Origin of the sequence: Kitasatospora sp. NPDC086801 (assembly GCF_044745805.1) — a bacterium.
Taxonomy (GTDB): Bacteria; Actinomycetota; Actinomycetes; order Streptomycetales; family Streptomycetaceae; genus Kitasatospora.
In genome coordinates, this window is the sequence record NZ_JBIVAX010000004.1 from 333,034 (window position 1) to 348,824 (window position 15,791).

The following is a 15,791-nucleotide window of genomic DNA, read 5'->3' on the forward strand; positions in this document are numbered from 1 at the left end:
GGTCGGGGGGCGGTGTCAGCGAACAACCCGCCGCTGCCCCGCCGCCTGGCGCCCCCCCGGGCGCCCCCCCCGGGGCCCGGCCGCCCGCCCCCCCCCCCCCCGGGGGGGGGGGGGCCCCGCGCCCCCCCGCCCCTCTCGTACGTCTTCAGGCCTTACTCGGTCAGGCTGCCGTCCACCGCGTCGGCCGCCTCGACCTCCTCACGGGTGATGCCCAGCAGGTACAGCACGGTGTCCAGGAACGGCACGTTGACGGCGGTGTCGGCGGCCTCGCGCACCACCGGCTTGGCGTTGAACGCCACGCCCAGCCCGGCCGCGTTCAGCATGTCCAGGTCGTTGGCGCCGTCGCCGATCGCCACCGTCTGCGACAGCGGCACCTTCGCCTGCTCGGCGAACCGGGCCAGCCAGCGGGCCTTGCCCGCGCGGTCCACGATCTCGCCGACCACCCGCCCGGTGAACCTGCCGTCCGCCACCTCCAGGGTGTTGGCGGCCGCGAAGTCCAGCCCCAGCTCCTCGACCAGGTGGTCGGTGACCTGGGTGAACCCGCCCGACACCACCGCGACCTGGAAGCCCAGCCGCTGGAGGGTGCGGATCAGGGTGCGCGCCCCCGGCGTGAACCGGACCTCCGCGCGCACCTTCTCGGTCACCGAGGCGTCCAGCCCGGCCAGCAGCGCGACCCGGGCCCGCAGCGACTCGGCGAAGTCCAGCTCGCCGCGCATCGCCTGCGCCGTCACCTCGGCGACCTCCTCCTCACAGCCCGCGTGGGCCGCGAACAGCTCGATCACCTCGTCCTGGATGAGCGTGGAGTCGACGTCCATCACCACCAGGCGCTTGGCCCGGCGCTCCAGCCCGGCCGCGACCACCGCGACGTCCACCCGCTGGGTGGCCGCCTCCGGGGCCAGCTCGGCCCGCAGCTCGTCGGTGGCCACACCGGACACGGCCAGCTCGACCGCCGTCACCGGGTACTTGGCGAGCCGGAACACACGGTCGATGTTGCCGCCCGCCGCGGTGATCCTGGAGGTGAGCGCGGAGACGGCGGCGGAGGTCAGCGGATGGCCGAGCACGGTGACGTGCGAACGGCCCTCGCGGCGCGGCCGGTTGTCGCCGATGCCGGAGAGGATCTCGGCCTGGAGCTTCTGTTCCTCCGCCCAGCGGTGCACGGTGGCCCGCAGCCCGCCCTCGGCGCCGGGGGCGGTGGGCGGGGTGACCAGTGCGCAGAGCGTGATGCGGCCACGGGTCACGACCTGTTCGATGTCGATCACGTCGACGGCGAAGCCGGCCAGGGTGGCGAAGAGGCCGGCGGTGATGCCGGGGCGGTCCTTGCCGAACACCTTGACGAGCAGGGTGCGCTCGTCCGCGGTCCGGGGCTGGGCGGCGGGGAGGGGCTCAGCGGCCAGGGGCGATGCGTTCATGGTGTCTCCCACGCTACCCGCCGGCCGGCGGGCCCAGAGCACCCGTCCCACGTCGCGGACGGGTGCCGGGTAGCAGCCTGGTCACAGTCACCCGGGGTGACTTTTATCGGCGGTCAGCAGGCTGGAATGATTCCCCCCGTCAGTTTCGGAAACATCGCACCCCTGGTCGGGGGCACAATTCGGGGGAACCGAGAGAGCGGGGCAGGCGAGCAGTGCCGCAACTCGTCATCGAGATCAACGGACAGCAGCGGACTCTGGAGCCCGGGCGGTCCTACACCATCGGGCGCAACCCGCAGTCGGACTTCCCGTTCGACGACGCCAGGGTCTCCTGGCACCACGGGACCATCACCTTCAACGGCAGCGGTTGGCAGCTGGACGACCACGGCAGCACCAACGGCACCTACGTGGCCTCCGCCCGGACGATGCAGGCCCAGCTGTTCCCCGGCGCCGTCGTCAACCTCGGCAACCCGGAGAACGGACCCCGGCTCGGATTCTCCGCGCCCGCCCACGCCGCCGCCCCCCAGGCTCCCGCCTGGCACGAGGCCGCCACCAGCCGCAGCGCCGCGCCGACGCCCCAGCCGTCGGCCCCGCAGCAGGGCTGGGCGCCGCAGGCCCCCTACCCGCCGCAGCCCGAGCAGGCCTGGGCGGGCCGGCCCCAGCCGCCGTTCCCGCAGCAGCAACAGCCGCACCCGCCCCAGCAGGGCGGCTTCCCGCAGCAGCAGGCCTTCCCGCCCGCCCCGCAGGACGACGGCGGCCCGCAGCCGACGATCATCCGCAACCTGACCGCCGCCATGCGCACCGTCCGGATCGGCCGCGCGCTCGACAACGACGTCGTGGTCTCCGACCTCCAGGTCTCCCGCCACCACGCCGAGCTGCGCCAACTCCAGGACGGCCGCTACGAGATCGTCGACCTCGGCAGCCACAACGGGATCTTCCTCAACGGCCAGCGGGTGCAGCGCCAGCTGATGGGCCCGCAGGACCGGCTGACCGTCGGCCACTCCAGCTTCGTCCTGGTCGGCGACCAGCTGCAGGAGTTCGTCGACACCGGCGCGGTCTCCTTCTCCGCCCGCCACCTGACCGTCGAGGTCGAGCACAAGGGCGCCAAGAAGATCCTGCTCGACGACGTCAGCTTCGGCGTCCCGGAGAAGTCCCTGGTCGCCGTCATCGGCCCGTCCGGCTCCGGCAAGTCGACCCTGCTGCGCGCCCTCACCGGCTACCGCCCGGCCGACCGCGGCGAGGTCCTGTACGACGGCCGCAACCTCTACAAGCAGTTCGCCGAGCTCCGCTCGCGCATCGGCCTGGTGCCGCAGTCCGAGATCCTGCACAAGGAACTCACCGTCCGCACCGGCCTCAAGTACGCGGCCCAGCTGCGCTTCCCCGGCGACACCGAGGCGCGCGAGCGCGCGGCCCGGATCGACGAGGTGCTGTACGAGCTGCGCCTGGACAAGCGTGCCGACAACAAGATCACCGCGCTCTCCGGCGGCCAGCAGAAGCGCGTCTCGGTCGCCCTGGAACTGCTCACCAAGCCGTCGCTGATCTTCCTGGACGAGCCCACCTCGGGCCTGGACCCGGGCATGGACCGCGAGGTCATGCAGATGCTGCGCGGCCTCGCCGACGACGGCCGCACCATCCTGGTCGTCACCCACTCGGTGGCCGAACTCGCGCTCTGCGACCGGCTGCTGGTGATGGCGCCGGGCGGCGCGGTGGCCTACTTCGGCCCGCCGGACGAGGCGCTGCACTTCTTCGGGTACGAGACCTGGGCGGACGTCTTCCAGGCCTTCGAGAACTACCCGGACCACGACTGGGCCGGCCGCTACCGCGGCTCGGTGCACTACCAGCAGTACTCCGCCCCCGACGTGGAGTCGGGCGAGGTGCAGCACGCCCAGGTCGCCCAGGAGGCCGTCCGGCCGCCGAAGCCGCAGAGCTGGGGCTCCCAGCTGTGGACGCTGATGCGCCGCTACATGTCGGTCCTCGCCTCGGACCGCGGCTTCCTGGCGCTGTCGGTGCTGCTGCCCGCCGTCATCGGCGCGGTCAGCGTGCTGGTCCCGAACGGGGCGGGCCTCGCGCCCAACCCGAACACGCAGCTCCACCTCAACAGCGGCGCCGCGACGATCATCATGATCCTGGCGATCGGGGCCTGCTTCTCCGGGGCGGCCAACTCGGTCCGCGAGCTGATCAAGGAACGGGCCATCTACGAGCGGGAACGGGCCACCGGGCTCTCCCGCTCGGCGTACATGATGTCCAAGATCATCGTGCTGGGCTTCTTCAGCGTGATCCAGGGCGCCATCGTCGCCGCCGTCGGCTTCCTGCCGCGCAAGCTCCCCGAGCACGGCCTGATCGTCGCGAACCTGCCGATCATCGAGATGACCATCGGCATGATCCTGCTCAGCTTCACCGCGATGATGTTCGGCCTGATGATCTCGGCCCTGGTCAAGACAGCCGAGAAGACCATGCCGCTGCTGGTCATGTTCGCCATCATCCAGGTCGTCTTCACCGGCTGCCTGTTCCAGATCTTCGGCAAGCCCGGCCTGGAGCAGGCCGCCTGGCTGATGCCGGCCCGCTGGGGCACCGGCATCGTGGCCACCACACTGGACCTGTCCAAGCTCATGGGCCCCTGGAACAAGGACTTCCAGAACCCCGAGTACGACCCGCTGTGGACCGACAGCGTCGCCCAGTGGGCGATCGACGCGGGCGCGCTGATCGCGATCTCGATCGTCATCGGCGTCATCGTGACCCGGCTCCAGCGCCGCCACGAGCCCGAGGTCATGCAGAAGGGCTGACCCCCTTCCCCCCTTCACCCCCCTTCACCCCCCCGCTTCGCCCCGCCCGCCGAGGGGCGGCTCTCCCGTACCGGAGAGCCGCCCCTCGGCCGTTGCGAAGGGCCCGGAGCCCCGGACGGACCTAGGTCCCCGGACCTGCGCCCACCCCGGCCGCGGACCGACGCGGCAGCCCTCACGGCGGCGGTAGTTTGGCGGTATGCCCAGCACTCCCCGCGACCACCGGAGCCCGGCCGGCCCGCACCTCGACCTGCGCGGCCCGGCCCGCCCGATGCCCGGTTGCGACCCCTGCCTGGCCGGCATCGAGGCGGTCAGCCAGGCGCTGCTCGCGATGAGCCGGCACCTGGAGGTCCGCGAGGTGCTGCGCCGCATCACCGCCTCCGCCCGCGACCTGCTCGGCGCCGAGTACGCGGCCCTGGGCGTGCCCGACGACCACGGCGGCTTCGCCCAGTTCGTCGTCGACGGCGTCACCGACGAGCAGTGGCGGGCGATCGGCCCGCTGCCCCGCCAGCACGGCGTCCTCGCCAAGATGCTGCACGAGACCGGCCCCACCCGGCTCGCCGACGTCCGCAGGGCCCCGGCCTTCGGCGGCTGGCCGGCCGCCCACCCCGAGATGGACGCCTTCCTCGGCATGCCCATCCTGGACGCCGAGGCCGCCGAGGACGAACCGCAGGTCACCGGCGTCATCTTCCTCGCCAACAAGCGCGGCGGCGGCCTGTTCACCGACCACGACGAGGAACTGCTGCGGATACTCGCCGCGCACGCCGCCCTCGCCCTCTCCAACGCCCGCCTGTACGAGCGCAGCCGCGAACTCACCCTGGCCGGCGAACGCGCCCGGATCGCCCACGACCTGCACGACGCCGTCTCGCAGAAGCTCTTCTCGCTGCGGCTCACCGCCAAGGCCGCCGCCACGCTCGTCGACCGCGACCCGGCCCGGGCCCGCGCCGAACTCGCCGAGGTCGCCCGGCTCGCCGCCGAGGCCGCCGACGAACTGCGCGCCGTCGTCGTCGAACTGCGCCCCGCCGCCCTGGAGGAGGACGGCCTGAGCGCGACCCTCGCCTCCCAGGTGCAGGTCCTCGACCGGGCCCACACCGCGGATGTCGCCTTCGCCGCCGACGGCGTCCGCGCCCTGCCGCCCGCGCAGGAGGCCGCGCTGCTGCGGGTCGCCCAGGAGGCGCTGCACAACGCGCTGCGCCACTCCGGTGCCGGCCGCGTCACCGTCACCCTGGCCGGCACGCCCGCGCGCGGCGCCGTGCTGCGGGTGCGCGACGACGGGCACGGCTTCGACCCCGAGTCCGTCCGCCGGGCCGGGCGCCACCTCGGCCTGGCCTCGATGCGCGACCGCGCGGCCGCCGTCGGCGGCACGCTCACCCTGGAGTCCGCCCCCGGCCGGGGGACGCTCGTCGAGATGGAGGTCCCCGGTGCCTGACCGCACGCCCGACAGCACGCCGTCGATCCGCGTCCTGCTGGTCGACGACCACCAGGTGGTCCGCCGCGGGCTGCGCACGTTCCTGGAGGTCCAGGACGACATCGAGGTGGTCGGGGAGGCCGCCGACGGGGCGGAGGGCGTCGAGCGCGCCCGCGAACTCGACCCCGACGTCGTCCTGATGGACCTCAAGATGCCCGGCGTCGACGGCATCGAGGCGCTGCGCACGCTCAAGGGCGAGGGCAGCCGGGCCCGGATCCTGATCGTCACCAGCTTCACCGAGCACCGCACGATGGTCCCCGCGCTGCGGGCCGGCGCCGCCGGGTACGTCTACAAGGACGTCGACCCGGAGGCGCTGGCCGGCGCGATCCGCTCGGTGCACGCCGGCCACGTCCTGCTCCAGCCCGAACTGGCCGCGGCGCTGCTCGCCGACGACGGCCCGCGCGCCCCGCAGGGCCGCGGCGGCACCCTCACCGAACGCGAGCGCGAGGTCCTCGGCCACATCGCCGACGGCCGCTCCAACCGGGAGATCGCCCGCAGCCTGCACCTGTCGGAGAAGACGGTGAAGACCCACGTCTCCAACATCCTGATGAAGCTGGACCTGGCGGACCGCACCCAGGCGGCCCTGTGGGCCGTCCGCAACGGCGAGGCGCGGGACGGCGGTCCGTCCTGACGGCCCGCGTGCTCAGCGGGCCTCGTGCTCAGCGGTCCGTCCTTCTTGCAGTCCGCGTGCTCAGCGGTCCTCGCGCTCGTCGACCAGCGCGTTGTACGCCGCCACCTGCGCCCGCCGGGCGGTGCGCCGCAGCGGCGCCAGCACCGCCTGCCGCGCCGCCATCTCGGAGGCGCTGACCGCCGCGCCGTGCCCGCCCGCGGCGATCTCCAGCAGCGCCGACACCTGCCGGGCCGACTCCAGCACCCGCACCGCGCGCGGCGGGTACCCGGGCGCCAGCAGCTCGGCGTGCCCGCGCCGGCGGTACGCCTCCAGGGCCCGCAGCGCCTCCGGCCCGGCACCCGCCACGTCCAGCCGGGTCAGCAGGAGGGTCGCCTCACGCAGCCCGTCGGCCAGCTCCCGTTCGGCCTCGTGCAGCGACGGGACGTCGGCCGGCGGTGTGTCGTTGGTCTCAAAGCAGTGCCACAGCACCATGGCCGAGCGGTCCCCGGCCGGGCCGAACACCTCCACCTCCGGCACCAGTCCGAGCGGGACGCCCACCGCCAGCACCGCCTCGCCGACGCCCAGCGCCCGCTCGTTGAACGGCGCCGGGCCGGTCAGTCCCAGCGGATGCCCGGCGGACGGCAGCGCCAGCCGCAGGCCCTTCACCCCGAGCACCCGGAGCCGCCCCAGCGCCCAGGTGAGGCCGTGCCGTTCGCCCGGCCCGTCGCCGGGCAGCCCGGTCACCCGGTGGCTCTCGTCGTCGCCCAGCACGGCCGCGGCGGCGTTGTCCGGCGGCACCAGACCGGCCAGCAGGGCGTTGCCCCACGCGGTCAGCCGCCCCGAACGGGGTTCTTCGTACGGATTGTCGGGAGGAGTCGCGAGCATCCGGCCAGCCTACGGAATCGGCGGTCATCCGCGTGGCGTAGGTTTGCCCATGCGTGTGCGGCGCACCCACCCCGTGCCCACCGGCTGCCGGAGTAGGCTCGCCGCCCGCACCGACGGCCGAGATTCTTGTATTGGGGAAGGCGTAGGCATGAGCGACGTGCTGGAGCTGGTGGACGTATCCGTGGTCCGGGAGGGGCGCGCGCTGGTCGACCAGGTCTCGTGGTCCATCTCCGAGGGGGAGCGCTGGGTCATCCTGGGCCCCAACGGCGCCGGGAAGACCACCCTGCTGCAGATCGCCGCCACCTACCTGTTCCCGACCGCGGGCAAGGTGTCGGTGCTGGGCGAGAAGCTGGGCGAGGTCGACGTCTTCGAGCTGCGCTCCCGGATCGGCCTGGCCGGCGCCGCCATGTTCGACAAGCTGCCGGCCGAGCAGACGGTGCTGCAGACCGTGCTGACCGCCGCCTACGGCATGACGGTCAGCTGGCAGGAGACCTACGAGCAGTTCGACGAGTCCCGCGCGCTCGCGCTGCTGGACCGGATGGGCATGTCCAACCTCACCGGCCGCAAGTTCGGCACCCTCTCCGAGGGCGAGCGCAAGCGCACCCTGATCGCCCGCGCCCTGATGACCGACCCCGAGCTGCTGCTGCTCGACGAGCCCGCGGCCGGCCTGGACCTCGGTGGCCGCGAGGACCTGGTCCGCCGGCTCGGCGCGCTCGCCCAGGACGAGTTCGCCCCGGCCATGGCGATGGTCACCCACCACGTCGAGGAGATCGCGCCGGGCTTCACCCACGTCCTGATGATCCGCCAGGGCAAGGTGCTCACCGCCGGTCCGATCGACACCGAGCTGACCGCCCGCAACCTCTCCAAGTGCTTCGGCCTGCCGCTCACCCTGGAGCGCCACGGGGACCGCTGGTCCGCGCAGGGCCTGCCGCTGGGCTGAGCCCGTCCGCACCTCGCACGCCGGCGTCCGTCGGGTTTCCGGGGACCGGTCGCACGCGCGACCGGTTTCCGCCCCTCGACCTGCGGGAACTGTCCGCCTCGAAGGCCCTTCGCTCCCTAGGATGGACACGTGGACAGCTGGATCTGGTGGCTCCTGGCCGCCGTCGGGCTCGGCATACCGCTGGTGCTGACCGCGATGCCGGAGTTCGCCATGTTCGCGGTCGGTGCGCTGGCGGCCGCCGGCGTGGCCGGGCTGGGTGGGGGCGCGGTCTGGCAGACCCTGGCCTGCATCGGGGTCTCGGTCTCGCTGCTGGTCTTCGTCCGCCCGATCGCCTACCGGCAACTGCGGCAGGGCCCGCACATCAAGATGGGCATCGAGGCGCTCCAGGGCGCCACCGCGGTCGTCGCGGAAACCGTCGACGGGGAGGGCGGACGGATCAAGCTGAACGGCGAGATCTGGTCGGCCCGTGCGCTCCACCCGGACAGCGTGTACCAACCGGGGCAGCAGGTCGACGTCGTCGAAATCCAGGGCGCGACCGCCCTGGTCGTCTAGGGGAGAGTCCGTGGAACCCGTCCTTATCGTTTTGGTCGTCCTGGTCGTGGTGGCCTTCATCGCGCTGATCAAGACGATCCAGGTCATCCCGCAGGCCAGCGCCGCGATCGTGGAGCGCTTCGGCCGCTACACCCGGACGCTCAACGCAGGCCTGAACATCGTCGTCCCGTTCATCGACCGGGTCCGCAACCGGATCGACCTGCGCGAGCAGGTCGTGCCGTTCCCGCCGCAGCCGGTGATCACCCAGGACAACCTGGTGGTCAACATCGACACGGTGATCTACTACCAGGTCACCGACCCGCGCGCGGCCACCTACGAGGTCGCCAGCTACATCCAGGCCATCGAGCAGCTGACCGTCACCACGCTGCGCAACATCATCGGCTCGATGGACCTCGAATCCACCCTGACCTCGCGCGAGGTCATCAACGCCGGTCTGCGCGGCGTCCTGGACGAGGCCACCGGCAAGTGGGGCATCCGGGTCAACCGCGTCGAACTGAAGGCGATCGAGCCGCCCACCTCCATCCAGGACTCGATGGAGAAGCAGATGCGTGCCGACCGTGACAAGCGCGCCGCGATCCTCACCGCCGAGGGCCAGCGGCAGGCCCAGATCCTCAAGGCCGAGGGTGAGAAGCAGGCCGACGTGCTCCGGGCCGAGGGTGAGGCGCAGGCCGCGGTGCTGCGCGCCGACGGTGAGGCGGCCGCGATCCGGACGGTCTTCGAGGCCATCCACGACGGCGACGCCGACCAGAAGCTGCTCGCCTACCAGTACCTGCAGACCCTGCCCGAGCTGGCCAAGGGCGACTCCAACAAGCTCTGGATCATCCCCAGCGAGGTCGGCGACGCCCTCAAGGGCCTCGGCGGCGCCTTCGGCGGGCTGACCGGCAACGGCGGCGCCAACGGCGGCGCGGTCGCCGCCCCGAGCGTCCCGCCGGCGGCCCCCGCGGCCACCCAGGTGCCGCTCGACCCGGCGGCCGGCCCGCGTCCGGTGGACACCGAGAAGGGCGCCGCGCGCCCCCGGGTGGACCCGGCCCGCGAGTACCGCAAGATCGACCCGGAGTGACCGGCTGAACCCGTCCGGCCCGGGGGCCCGCCACCGCACGGTGGCGGGCCCCCGGCGTGTGGGGGTCGTGGCGTGCGGCGGTCGTGGTGTGCGTCCCGAATCGTGGGCGGCCCTGGTCCGGCCGGTGGGCCGTCCGGCATGATCCCTCCGGACAGGACCGAGAGGAGAGGTGACCCATGACGCTCTGGGAGGGCATCGCCGTCCTGGTGGCGGGCGTCGGTGCCGGGATGATCAACGTGATCGTCGGCTCCGGCACGCTGATCACGTTCCCGGTGCTGCTCGCCATCGGGATTCCGCCGATCACCGCCAACGTCTCCAACACCTTCGGCCTGGTGCCCGGTTCGCTCAGCGGCGTGATCGGCTACCGCCGCGAGCTGGCCGGCCAGGGCCACCGGCTGCTGCGTCTGGGCACCGCCTCGCTGCTCGGCGGACTGGTCGGCGCGCTGCTGCTGATCAGACTGCCGAAGGGCGCCTTCGACGCGATCGTCCCGGTACTGATCCTGCTCGCCCTCGTCCTGGTGGTGATCCAGCCCAGGGTCGCCAAGGCGGTCGCCGCCCGCCGCCGCCCCGACGGGGACCCGGACGGTGGCCTGCTGCTGTTCGTCGGCGTCTTCCTCACCGGCATCTACGGCGGCTACTTCGGCGCCGCGCAGGGCGTCCTGCTGCTGGCGCTCATGGGCATGCTGCTCCAGGAGGACCTGCAGCGGATCAACGCCGTCAAGAACGCCCTGGCGATGGTCGTCAACGGCGTCGCCGCGCTGTTCTTCCTGTTCACCTCCACCGTCAACTGGGCGGCCGCCGGCCTGATCGCGGCGGGTTCGCTGGTCGGCGGCCTGCTCGGCGCCAAGGTCGGCCGCCGCCTGCCGCCGACCGCGCTGCGCGGGATCATCGTGGTGGTCGGCCTCGCCGCGGTCACCAAGCTGCTGCTGAGCTGAGCATCCGCCAGGGGGTGCCCGTGGGGGAGTTGTCCGTCGGGGGCGGCCCGTCGGAGAGCCGTCCGTCGGCGGCTGTGTCGTCCCGGGTGGCGGGCCCCGGCTCGGTATGTTCCTCGGAGTGCACGCCTGACCGGACGACGAGACGACGAACGGAAGAGCTTCGATGAGCAGCAGGGCACGGCTGAGCGAGGACGAGATCACGGCGGCCCTGGCCGCACTGCCGCGGTGGACCAGGGAGGGCGACAGCATCGTCCGCACCGCCGACGCCCCCGACTTCCCGGCGGCGATCCGGGTGGTCGTCGCCGTCGCCGAGCAGGCCGAGGCGCTCGACCACCACCCCGACGTCGACATCCGCTGGCGCACCCTGCGCTTCGTCCTCTCCACCCACAGCGCGGGCGGGCTCACCGGCCCGGACTTCACCCTGGCCGCCCGCATCGACGAGGCGCTGCACGCCGAGTCCGCGGGCTGACCTCCCCGGTCGACCGAGGCCGGGGCGGCGCGCTCGGACGGGCGTGAGATGCTGACTGCCGCATCGGCAGGCGGCTCGGGAGGGACGGGAACGGATGGCGCAGGAGCCCTTCGGAGACGCCCAGCAGCAGCCGTGGTACCCCCAGGGCCAGCAGGCCTGGCCGGGCGGCGGCCACCAGGAGCCGCAGCCACCGGAGCCCCAGCCGCAGGAGTACTGGCAGACGACGGCGGGCTACGGCCAGGGCGGGTACGCGCAGGGCGGGTACCCGCAGGACCTGCCGTACGCGCCGCAGGACCCGCAGTACGGGCAGGGCCCGCAGTACGGGCAGGACCCGCAGTACGGGCAGACCGGCTACGTGCAGGGCGGCTACGCCGAGGGGCAGTACCAGCCGTACCACCCGCACCCGGACTACGGGCAGCAGCAGTACGCGCCGTACGCCGTCCCGCAGCAGCCCGCCGGGGAGGGGCTGTACGTCCCGGCGGGGGCGGAGTACTCGGCCGACGGGTACGTGCACATCGAGGACGCCGGCCCCGTTCCGGTGGAGCCGCCCACGGAGCCGGAGCCCGAGCCCGAGCCGGACACGGCGCCCGAGGCCGCGCCCGTCGCGCCGTCGCGGGCTGCCGCCCGCCGGGGCGGGCCCTCGCAGACGGGCTCCTCGCAGACGGGTTCGTCGCTCTCGGCCAAGGCCCGGGCCGCAGCCGGGGCGGTGCTCACCGGCGAGCACGTGCCCAACCGGCGGACCCTGCTGGTGCGCACCGGCGCCGGGGTGGCCGCGCTGGGCGTGCTGGTCGCGGCCGGTCTGATGGTCGGGGCCGAGGGGGGCGGCAGCGCGTCCGCGACCAGCGGCGGGGAGCCCGGGTTCGCCGTCGCGCACATCAGGGTGTGGTCCGCCCAGCCCGCCGCGGCCGGGCCGTCGGGCGATGACACGCTGGTCGGCAGCTGGCTGCTGGCCGACGCGGTGGTCCGCGCCGACGCCGCCGGCGTGCGGGCCTACGACCTGGCGGCCGGCAAGCCCGTCTGGTCGGTCGAGCCGCCGGCCGCCGGGGCCGTCCCGTGCGGGCTGTCGGCGGGGGTCAACCAGGCCGGGCTGGGCGCGGTGCTGTTCCGGGCCCAGGCCGACCCGAAGAGCCCGTGCACGCTGGTCGCCGCCGTGGACACCAAGACCGGCAAGACCGCGTGGACGAAGAGCCTCTCGGACGTCAAGGGCGCGTACGGCGCGCGGATCGGCGTCACCGAGGACAAGGTGATCGCGGTCGGCGACGACCGGGCGGTCGCCTGGGAGTCCGCGGACGGCAAGGACGTCTGGCAGTACACCGGGCAGGGCAAGTTCTGCACCCTGTCCGGTGGTGTCACCGGCAAGACCGTGCTGGTCGCCTCCTCCTGCGCCGACTCGACCCCCGCCGACCAGGCCGTCGCGCTGAACACGGCGGACGGCAAGGTCAATTGGTGGCGCGGCCTGAACAACCGGCCGAAGACGGTGACCGTGCTGTCCGCCGAGCCGTCCGTCGTCCTCACCACGGGCGAGAAGCCGGAGGACGACCGGGTGTTCGCCTGGGGAGCGGGCGGCGACCCGGCCGCCGAGATCCCGGTGGTCGGCGACGGCGGCCGGCTGGATGTCGCCCACGGCACGTTCGCGGCCACTCCCGAGGTGTTCTTCCAGAACCGCACGATGGTCACCACGCTCGTCCCGGCGAACGGCGGCGGACCGGTCTCGGCGGTCGGCTACGACCTCGACACCGGCAAGCAGAGCTGGAAGGCGCCGACCGCCGCCAAGGGCACCGTCCGGGCGGTCGGCGTCGACGGTGGCGCGCTGGTGCTCGCCGCCGACGAGCGCCGCGACCAGCCCGCCCGCCTCAGCCGGTTCCCGCTGGCCGGCGGCCAGGAGACGATCGGCGGCAACTTCCCGCAGGGCACCGGCTCGCTGCTGGTCTCCGGGCGGGTACTGATCGGCGGCGGGCGGGTGGTCGTGATGCCCGAGCACTCGGCCAACTACGGTACGGCGGCGGGCTACCAGGCGAAGGGCTAGCCCCGGCCGCGTCGCTCGCCGCCGCGAGCGACGCTCACGCTGCCGGGACGGCCGCCCACGCCGCAGGAACGGCCGTTCGCGTTCTCGGGAGAGCCGCTCACGCCGCCGGGACGGCTGCGGGAACGGGCTGGCCCGGCACGGCCGGCAGCCAGTCGGCCAACTCCCGGGCCTCCGAGCCGCGCAGGCCGAGCGCCAGCATCAGAGTGGCCTGTGGGGTCGGCACGAACGGCCGGCGCAGCAGCCTCATCCCGGCCTGCTCAGGTGTCCGGTCCGCCTTGCGCTGGTTGTCCTCCGGGCACGCGGCCACCGTGTTCAGCCAACTGTCCTCCCCACCGCGCGACCGGGGCTGCAGGTGATCCACTGTGGTGGCCCGCCGCCCGCAGTACGCGCACAGGTGCTGGTCCCGGGCCAGGACACCCCGCCGCGACCACGGCGCCTGTTGTCGGAACGGCACTCTCACGTAGCGCTGCAGTCTGATCACCCGGGGCACCGGGATGCTGACACCCGTCCCCCGGACCGTGCGCAGCGGATGCGCCTGCTCCACCACCGCCTTGTCCTGGAGCACGAGGACGACGGCGCGCTGGAGCGACACCGTCGTCAGGGGCTCGTAGCTCGCATTCAGAACCAGCGTGTTGCGCACTTGGCACACCCTTCCCGCGGGCGTGCCACGGCGGCACGACCGTCTCCACACACGTCACTGCCGCCGCACGGCGGTGACACCACTCTGAACGGGCACACAGCCGACGAACAACGGAATTTCCGGTATCGGGCAGGCGCTCGGAGGCGCCGGGGGGAGGAGTGCGGTACGACGCTCGGGGAAAACCCGCTGGCCCCGACCGCGTAGGCTCTACCACGCTGGAGTCGTACCGACCCGGGGTCCGGGAGAACCGGGCCGCCACCGGGCGGGCGCCCGATCGAAGGAGAAGCGTGACCGTGACGGACATCGTCGACGAGCTGCGGTGGCGGGGGCTGATCGCCCTGTCCACCGACGAGGACGCACTGCGCAAGGCGTTCGCGGACGGCCCGGTCACGTTCTATTGCGGCTTCGACCCGACGGCCCCCAGCCTGCACCTCGGCAACCTCGTGCAGATCCTCACCATGCGCCGCATCCAGCAGGCGGGGAACCTCCCGCTCGGCCTGGTCGGCGGCGCCACGGGCCTGATCGGTGACCCGAAGCCCACCGCCGAGCGCGTCCTCAACGACCCCGAGACGGTGGCCGGCTGGGTCGAGCGCCTGCGAGGCCAGATCTCGCGCTTCCTCGACTTCGAGGGCCCCTACGCGGCGCGCATGGTCAACAACCTGGACTGGACCTCCGGGATGTCGGCCATCAGCCTGCTGCGCGACGTGGGCAAGTACTTCCGCGTCAACAACATGATCGCCAAGGAGGCCGTCGCCCGACGGCTCAACTCCGACGCGGGCATCAGCTACACCGAGTTCAGCTACCAGATCCTGCAGGGCATGGACTACCTGGAGCTGAACCGCCGCTACGGCTGCACCCTGCAGACCGGCGGCAGCGACCAGTGGGGCAACCTGACCGCCGGCACGGACCTGATCCGCAAGGCCGACGGCAAGTCCGTGCACGCGCTGGCCACGCCGCTGATCGTCAAGGCCGACGGCACCAAGTTCGGCAAGACCGAGTCCGGCACGGTCTGGCTCGACCCCGAGCTGACCACCCCGTACGCCTTCTACCAGTTCTGGCTGAACGCGGACGACCGGGACGTCTCCAACTTCCTGCGGATCTTCAGCTTCCGCTCGAAGGAGGAGATCGAGGAGCTGGAGCGCGAGACCACCGAGCGCCCCGCCGCCCGCCTCGCCCAGCGAGCCCTCGCCGAGGAGCTCACCACCCTCGTCCACGGCGCCGAGCAGTACGAGCGCGCGGTCGCCGCGTCCAAGGCGCTGTTCGGCCAGGGCGACCTCGCCGACCTGGAGGCGCCGACCCTGGCCGCCGCCCTGGCCGAGGTCCCGAAGGCCGAGGTGGCCGAACTCCAGCCGGTGGTCGACCTGTTGGTCGCCGTCGGTCTGGCGCCGAGCCGTTCGGCCGCCCGCCGCACGATCAAGGAGGGCGGCGCCTACCTCAACAACGTCAAGGTGACGGACGAGGAAGCGGTGCCGACCGAGGCCGACCTGCTGCACGGCCGCTGGCTTGTGCTGCGCCGCGGCAAGCGCAACCTGGCGGCGGCGGAGCTGGCCCCGGCCACGGTGTGACCGAAACACGATGCCGTTGAGCTGCGGCTTCGACGAACGAGGGCGGGATCCAGCCGGATCCCGCCCTCGGTGTTTGACGATGTCGTCCGGGTGGCCTAGTGTTGAACGAGTCGCTGTTGCGGCCACCCCACTCTGCAAGACCCACTCTCACCTCGATACCCATTCACATGGGTTCGTTGGCATTCCCGTCAACCGTGGTGAGCGTGAATTTCGGGTAACAGCCGAAATGCGCTAATGTGGAGGCCGTTGCGGAAAGCGACCCCGGCCAGTTCGGGAAATCAGATGAATGAAACTCCGGAAAACGGAGCGGAAAACATCTGGTAAGCTGGGAACACGAAAGAACGAAGCGCCCGGAGGGCCCGCTGGAAGGCGGCCTGAAGGAAGTGTCCGTTCCTTGAGAACTCAACAGCGTGCCAAAAGTCAACGCCAGATATGTTGACATCCCCGGCCTCGAT

Annotated in this window: 13 protein-coding genes; 10 read left to right on the forward strand and 3 right to left on the reverse strand. The window is 72.8% G+C overall.

What is annotated here, in order from left to right:
* Window positions 1-152: 152 nt before the first annotated feature.
* Window positions 153-1,409: a phosphoserine phosphatase SerB gene (serB, locus tag ACIPLC_RS08410; protein ID WP_400472165.1), complete on the reverse strand. Its 1,257-nt coding sequence runs from the start codon at window positions 1,407-1,409 to the stop codon at window positions 153-155.
* 212 nt (window positions 1,410-1,621) lie between these two features.
* Here serB and ACIPLC_RS08415 point away from each other — a divergent pair, with 212 nt between their 5' ends.
* From ACIPLC_RS08415 to ACIPLC_RS08425, 3 genes are all read left to right on the forward strand, one after another.
* Window positions 1,622-4,189 carry an FHA domain-containing protein gene (locus tag ACIPLC_RS08415; RefSeq protein ID WP_400472166.1) on the forward strand — a complete coding sequence of 856 codons (2,568 nt, stop codon included), beginning with the start codon at window positions 1,622-1,624 and terminating at the stop codon, window positions 4,187-4,189.
* A 268-nt stretch (window positions 4,190-4,457) separates the two neighbouring features.
* The gene (locus tag ACIPLC_RS08420) at window positions 4,458-5,615 is read left to right on the forward strand and encodes a GAF domain-containing sensor histidine kinase (RefSeq protein WP_400472186.1); all 1,158 of its coding nucleotides are present in this window, start codon (window positions 4,458-4,460) and stop codon (window positions 5,613-5,615) included.
* The gene (locus ACIPLC_RS08425) at window positions 5,608-6,285 is read left to right on the forward strand and encodes a response regulator (RefSeq protein WP_400472167.1); all 678 of its coding nucleotides are present in this window, start codon (window positions 5,608-5,610) and stop codon (window positions 6,283-6,285) included. Before ACIPLC_RS08420 ends, ACIPLC_RS08425 begins: the two co-directional genes overlap by 8 nt.
* 60 nt (window positions 6,286-6,345) lie before the next feature.
* On the opposite strand, the gene ACIPLC_RS08430 is transcribed toward ACIPLC_RS08425, so the two are convergent.
* Window positions 6,346-7,149 (reverse strand): hypothetical protein, encoded by an 804-nt coding sequence (locus ACIPLC_RS08430; RefSeq protein ID WP_400472168.1) that lies wholly within the window; start codon window positions 7,147-7,149, stop codon window positions 6,346-6,348.
* 148 nt (window positions 7,150-7,297) lie between these two features.
* On the opposite strand from ACIPLC_RS08430, the gene ACIPLC_RS08435 reads away from it, so the two are divergent.
* The 6 genes from ACIPLC_RS08435 (at window position 7,298) to ACIPLC_RS08460 (ending at window position 13,131) form a co-directional block, all read left to right on the forward strand.
* Window positions 7,298-8,089 (forward strand): ABC transporter ATP-binding protein, encoded by a 792-nt coding sequence (locus ACIPLC_RS08435; protein WP_063349636.1) that lies wholly within the window; start codon window positions 7,298-7,300, stop codon window positions 8,087-8,089.
* 141 nt (window positions 8,090-8,230) lie between these two features.
* Window positions 8,231-8,641 (forward strand): NfeD family protein, encoded by a 411-nt coding sequence (locus tag ACIPLC_RS08440; protein WP_400472187.1) that lies wholly within the window; start codon window positions 8,231-8,233, stop codon window positions 8,639-8,641.
* A gap of 10 nt (window positions 8,642-8,651) precedes the next feature.
* Complete coding sequence (locus ACIPLC_RS08445) at window positions 8,652-9,701, forward strand: SPFH domain-containing protein (RefSeq protein WP_400472169.1); 1,050 nt, start codon at window positions 8,652-8,654, stop codon at window positions 9,699-9,701.
* A 176-nt stretch (window positions 9,702-9,877) separates the two neighbouring features.
* Window positions 9,878-10,636 (forward strand): sulfite exporter TauE/SafE family protein, encoded by a 759-nt coding sequence (locus ACIPLC_RS08450; protein ID WP_400472170.1) that lies wholly within the window; start codon window positions 9,878-9,880, stop codon window positions 10,634-10,636.
* A 163-nt stretch (window positions 10,637-10,799) separates the two neighbouring features.
* Complete coding sequence (locus ACIPLC_RS08455; RefSeq protein ID WP_400472171.1) at window positions 10,800-11,105, forward strand: 4a-hydroxytetrahydrobiopterin dehydratase; 306 nt, start codon at window positions 10,800-10,802, stop codon at window positions 11,103-11,105.
* 94 nt (window positions 11,106-11,199) lie between these two features.
* Window positions 11,200-13,131, forward strand: a complete 1,932-nt coding sequence (locus ACIPLC_RS08460; protein ID WP_400472172.1) for a PQQ-binding-like beta-propeller repeat protein — start codon at window positions 11,200-11,202, stop codon at window positions 13,129-13,131.
* 97 nt (window positions 13,132-13,228) lie between these two features.
* Here ACIPLC_RS08460 and ACIPLC_RS08465 read toward each other — a convergent pair whose 3' ends face one another.
* Window positions 13,229-13,771 (reverse strand): HNH endonuclease, encoded by a 543-nt coding sequence (locus ACIPLC_RS08465; protein ID WP_350887581.1) that lies wholly within the window; start codon window positions 13,769-13,771, stop codon window positions 13,229-13,231.
* 293 nt (window positions 13,772-14,064) lie between these two features.
* On the opposite strand from ACIPLC_RS08465, the gene tyrS reads away from it, so the two are divergent.
* The gene (gene tyrS, locus ACIPLC_RS08470) at window positions 14,065-15,336 is read left to right on the forward strand and encodes a tyrosine--tRNA ligase (protein WP_400472188.1); all 1,272 of its coding nucleotides are present in this window, start codon (window positions 14,065-14,067) and stop codon (window positions 15,334-15,336) included.
* The last annotated feature ends 455 nt before the right edge of the window (window positions 15,337-15,791 follow it).